We start from the raw sequence: 4,778 nt of genomic DNA, 5'->3' as shown, positions 1-4,778 counted from the left end.
CCACACCCCCGCCAGCACCCCCTCCTCTCGCGCCGACGACCCCTGCCCACGCCTCTCCCCCCCCCCCCCCCCCCCACGGGCCTTTTCCAGACGTAGGAGCAGTGCCGTGCCCGAGGGGCATACGATCCACCGCCTCGCCCAGGACCACACCGAGCGCTTCGCAGGGCGGCCGGTCCGGGTGAGCAGCCCGCAGGGCCGGTTCGCCGAGAGCGCCGCCCTCCTCGACGGGCGGGACCTGGAGAGCGCCGAGGCACACGGCAAACACCTCTTCCTGGAACTCGGCGACGCCTGGATCCACATCCACCTCGGCCTGTTCGGCAAGCTCGGCTTCGGCCCCGCCCCGGCGCCCCCGGCCACCGACACGGTCCGGCTGCGCCTGCTCAACCCCGAGCACTGGGCCGACCTGCGGGGTCCCACCGCCTGCGCCCTGATCGGCGAAGCCGAGAAGAAGGCGGTGCACGAACGGCTCGGCCCCGACCCGCTGCGCCCGGCCGACGACCCGGACCGCGCCTGGAAGCGGATCTCCCGCTCCCGCACCACCGTCGCCGCCCTGCTGATGGACCAGAAGGTGATCGCGGGCGTCGGCAACGTCTACCGCGCCGAGGTCCTCTTCCGGCACGGCATCGACCCGTACCGGCTGGGCAAGGACCTCACGCGCGGCGAATGGGACGCCCTGTGGGCCGACCTGGCGGTGCTGATGCGCGAGGGCGTGCGGAACAACCGGATCGACACCGTCCGCGACGAGCACCTGCCCGAGGCGATGGGCCGCCCGCCCCGCGTGGACGACCACGGCGGCGAGGTGTACGTCTACCGCAGGGCGAACATGCCGTGCCACATCTGCGGGGCCGAGGTCCGCACCGCCGACCTCGCGGCCCGCAACCTCTTCTGGTGCCCGGCCTGCCAGCAGCGCTAGCCGCACGGAACACGGCGGCCCCGGCCCCGGCCGCGCCCCGCCCCGGCCGCGCCGGCCCCGGTCCGGGGCGGGGTGGCCGGGGGAGGCGGGCCTCGGCTTCGGTCAGAAACCGTGGGGGAGCCAGGGGGAGACGTCGGAGGTGAAGGCCCGTGAGGCCGCCGTCAGGGCGCCCGGGACCAGCTCGCGCACCCGGCCGGCCGCCGCCAGGGAGCTCAGGGTGATCCCGCCGAGGTACGCCGAGCCCAGCTCCCGGACCGACAGCTCCAGGTCCGCCGGGTCCGCGGTCCGCATGCAGCGGGCGGCGCCCTGCGCGTCGCAGACGAGCCGCCACCGCCCCTCGTTCCACGGGCAGAACGCGTCCTCGACCTCCATCACCACGTCCAGCGGGCCCGCGTACGTCCGCGCCTCCAAGGCCGCCGGCAGGTCCACCAGCCGCAGGTGCAGGGAGTCGCGCGGGCTCGGCCGCGACCGCCTGATGTCGCTGACCAGGTGGAGCAGCGGATCGTCCACCGGCCGCTTGCCCGCCCGTACCGTGGACGTTAGGTCGAGCTCGAACAGGTAGCGCCACAGCGCGGCCGTCACCGCCGGGTCCAGCGCGTCGAGATCGGCCACCTCGACCTTGCCCTCCGGGCCCTGCGGCTCCCAGTCGGCCCTGACCCGGTAGCGGGCGTACCCGGCCACCTCGCCGTCCGCCCGCTCGGCCACCACGCACTTCAGCGGCGAAGCGCCCCCGCGGGCCGCCTCCGGGTCCAGCACCGTGAACCGCTCCCAGCCGGGCTGCCGCGCCGGCATGCCGGGCCGCCGGGCGACCAGCTGTGCGTACACCTGCTCGCAGTCCGGCAGCGCCTTCTGCGGATCGACGAGCCGCAGCCGGACCTCGTCCGTCCCGGCCGGCAGCGAGAGCCGGACGCGCGTGGTGTCGACGGTCACGGACAGCGCGTACGTCGCCGTGCCGTAGCCGAAACGTCCGTAGATCGCCGGCTCCGAGGCCGTCAGCACGGCGAGCGGCTCGCCACCCGCCCGGACGTCGTCCAGCTGACGGCGCATCATCGACGTGAGCACCCCGCGCCGGCGGTGCGTGGGCGCGACCCCCACCATCGTGACCCCGGCGGCCGGCACCAGCGCCCCGCCCGGCACCGACAGGCGGAAGGAGAAGGCGCCGGCCGAGCCGACGCAGGTCTCGCCGTCCCAGACGCCCAGTGAGCGCCCCGGCTCCGTCAGGGACCGGTAGAGGTCTCTCTCCTGGGCGGATTCCGGCACCCCGCCGAACGCCAGTTCCAGGTGGTCGTACCAGACATCCCACTCATCGGACTGCAATACGCGCATCTCAAGAGCCATACGGTCATCCTTACCAGGGCATTCCGTCACAGTCGACGGGTTTTCGACCGGCCGGGACCTCCGGGTCCGGGGGTCCCCCTGCGCGCGCACAGCCATGATGGATAAGGTCCCGAAGCAATGGCCGGAGCACGCAGGGAATCGCTCATGGCCCGGGCGGGCATGCTCTCGCACCGGGCGCGCACCACCCTGCGCAAATCCGCCGTGGACTACTTCCGCGGCGACGCCTCCGACTGGCTGGCCTTCGCCGGACTCCTCCTGACCGTGCCCGCGATCGCCTGCGGCACGCTCATGCTGCCCGTCTGGTTCTCGCCGTCCGCCCTCGTCCTGCCGATCGTCGCCGGCGGCCTGCTGCTGCGCCCCGCGAGCCTGCTCGCCCTGTACGCGGCCTCCGCGGCGGCCCTCATCGTCGAAGCCCTGGTCCTCGGGCCGTACACCGAGGGACCGGCCCGGGTCACCCCCGGAACGGTCCTGGTCGTGGCCGCCTGCGGATTCTTCGGACTCGTCATCGCACAGTTCCGCAGCCGCGTCGGCGTGCCCTGGCGGCGCGGCGGCACCATGCTCTTCGACCTGCGCGAACGCATCCGGGTCCAGAGCAAGCTGCCCGCCCTGCCGCGCGGCTGGCACCGCGAGATGGCCCTGCGCCCGGCCGGGGGCCAGTCCTTCTCCGGCGACTTCGTCGTCGCCGCCCGCACGAACGGCGGCCGCACCCTGGAGATCGTCCTGACCGACGTCTCCGGCAAGGGCATGGAGGCCGGCTCCCGCGCCCTGCTGCTGTCCGGCGCGTTCGGCGGCCTGCTCGGCGCCCTGCCCCCGCACGGCTTCCTGCCCGCCGCCAACGGCTACCTGCTCCGCCAGGACTGGGACGAGGGCTTCGCCACTTCCATCCACCTCGTCCTGGACCTGGAGACCGGCGACTACGAACTCCTCTCCGCCGGCCACCTGCCCGCCCTCCAGCTCTCCGCGGGCACCGGCCGCTGGCAGGAGAAGTCCGGCGAGGGCCCGCTGCTCGGCGTGTACGACGGCGCCGAGTTCGAACCCGCCCGCGGCAACCTCCGCCGCGGCGACGTCCTCATGCTGTTCACGGACGGCCTGGTCGAAACCGCCGACCGTGACATCAGCGAGGGCATCGACCGGCTCACCGGCGAAGCCGACCGCTACGTCGCCGCGGGCTGGGAGGGTGCCGCCTGGCACCTGATCGAAAAGGTCGCCAAGGACGTCAACGACGACCGGGCCCTGCTGCTCATCCGCCGCTCACCCTGAGCCGTCGGCGAGCCTGTCGGCGGACCGTCAGAGGAGCTGTCGGCAGGCCTGTTGGCGGACCGTCAGGGGAGCTGTCGGCAGGTCTGTCGGCAGGCCTGCCGGTGGGCGTGTCAGTGGTCGATGGCAGCATCGCAAGGCGTTGCCGGGCACGGAGCAGAAACGTCTTTGTGTTTCGGGCGAACGCGGTGCACACTGATCGCCGTTGAATCGAACAGGTTCAATTTTCATGCCACTTCCGTGGGGGGACGTATGACTCTCAACCGCAAGCGCGCCGCGTGGACCGGCGCGCTCGTCGCCGCCGTCGTCACGGCCGGCGCCGTGGGCGCCCCGGCGCAGGCCGCCGAGGGCAAGACCATCAAGCCGGTGGCCGACAAGATCCAGCCCAAGAAGCTGCCCGCGAGCGCCAAGGCCAAGGCCACGACCGCTGCCGCCGCCACGCCCAAGGCCAAGGCCGAGGCCAGGGCGTCGAGCCAGGCGGCGGGGGTCGCCGCTGCGGGCACCGTCTCGCTGAAGCCGGGCGAGGTGCTCAAGTCCGACGAGTACATCGCGACCGCCAACGGCTTCCTCTACATGCAGCCCGACGGCAACCTGGTCCTGGACCACAAGGCCGGCGCCGAGCTGTGGGCCTCCGGCACGTACGGCAACCCCGGCGCCTACGCCGAGTTCCAGGCCGACGGCAACTTCGTCATCTACAAGAAGGACGTCAACGGGGTCAAGGGCGCTGCCGTCTGGAGCAGCACCACGTGGGGCAACTCGAACGCCCGCCTCGACTTCCAGGACGACGCCAACCTCGTCGTCTACCGCAAGGACGGGTCGGCCGCCTGGTCGACGCGCACCTGGGAGGTGCCGGACCACACGCTGACCGGTGGCGAGAACCTGGACCGCGGCACGTGGATGGCCGCCACCAACACCGTCCTCGCCATGGACAACCGCGGCTACTTCGCCGTCTTCGAGCGCAGCACGGGCAAGGTCCGTACCGCGGCCGGTTCCTACAGCCCCGGCGCGTACGCCCGGATGCAGAAGGACGGCAACTTCGTCATCTACTCGAAGAACGGCGGCGAGGGCAAGGGCGGCGCCATCTGGAACACCGAGTCGTGGGGCAACCCCGGTGCCTACCTCGCGTACGGCATGGACTCGACCCTCGTGCTGCACGCGGCCGACAGCTCGGAGCTCGGCCGCTTCACGTCGGGTGACAACGAGCAGGGCTGATCACAGCGCCCGCAGGCCGGCCCGGGGGGGGGGTTTAACCCCGCCGCGCCGGCCCGCC

Annotated in this window: 4 protein-coding genes; 3 read left to right on the top strand and 1 reads right to left on the bottom strand. The window is 72.9% G+C overall.

Annotation, left to right across the window (positions count from 1 at the left end):
- Positions 1 to 106: 106 nt before the first annotated feature.
- Positions 107 to 913 carry an Fpg/Nei family DNA glycosylase gene (locus ACFXA3_RS31815; RefSeq protein ID WP_385192421.1) on the top strand — a complete coding sequence of 269 codons (807 nt, stop codon included), beginning with the start codon at positions 107 to 109 and terminating at the stop codon, positions 911 to 913.
- Between the two features lie 102 nt (positions 914 to 1,015).
- Here the strand turns inward: ACFXA3_RS31815 and ACFXA3_RS31810 are convergent, their stop codons facing one another.
- Positions 1,016 to 2,251 carry a GNAT family N-acetyltransferase gene (locus ACFXA3_RS31810; protein ID WP_385192419.1) on the bottom strand — a complete coding sequence of 412 codons (1,236 nt, stop codon included), beginning with the start codon at positions 2,249 to 2,251 and terminating at the stop codon, positions 1,016 to 1,018.
- A 117-nt stretch (positions 2,252 to 2,368) separates the two neighbouring features.
- Here ACFXA3_RS31810 and ACFXA3_RS31805 point away from each other — a divergent pair, with 117 nt between their 5' ends.
- A complete protein-coding gene (locus tag ACFXA3_RS31805) occupies positions 2,369 to 3,511 on the top strand; it encodes a PP2C family protein-serine/threonine phosphatase (protein WP_385192417.1) in 1,143 nt (380 codons plus the stop codon).
- 249 nt (positions 3,512 to 3,760) lie between these two features.
- The gene (locus ACFXA3_RS31800; RefSeq protein ID WP_385192415.1) at positions 3,761 to 4,720 is read left to right on the top strand and encodes a hypothetical protein; all 960 of its coding nucleotides are present in this window, start codon (positions 3,761 to 3,763) and stop codon (positions 4,718 to 4,720) included.
- The last annotated feature ends 58 nt before the right edge of the window (positions 4,721 to 4,778 follow it).

Origin of the sequence: Streptomyces sp. NPDC059456, from assembly GCF_042750055.1 — a bacterium.
Taxonomy (GTDB): domain Bacteria; phylum Actinomycetota; class Actinomycetes; order Streptomycetales; family Streptomycetaceae; genus Streptomyces.
This window is presented reverse-complemented; position numbering and strand designations above follow the sequence as displayed.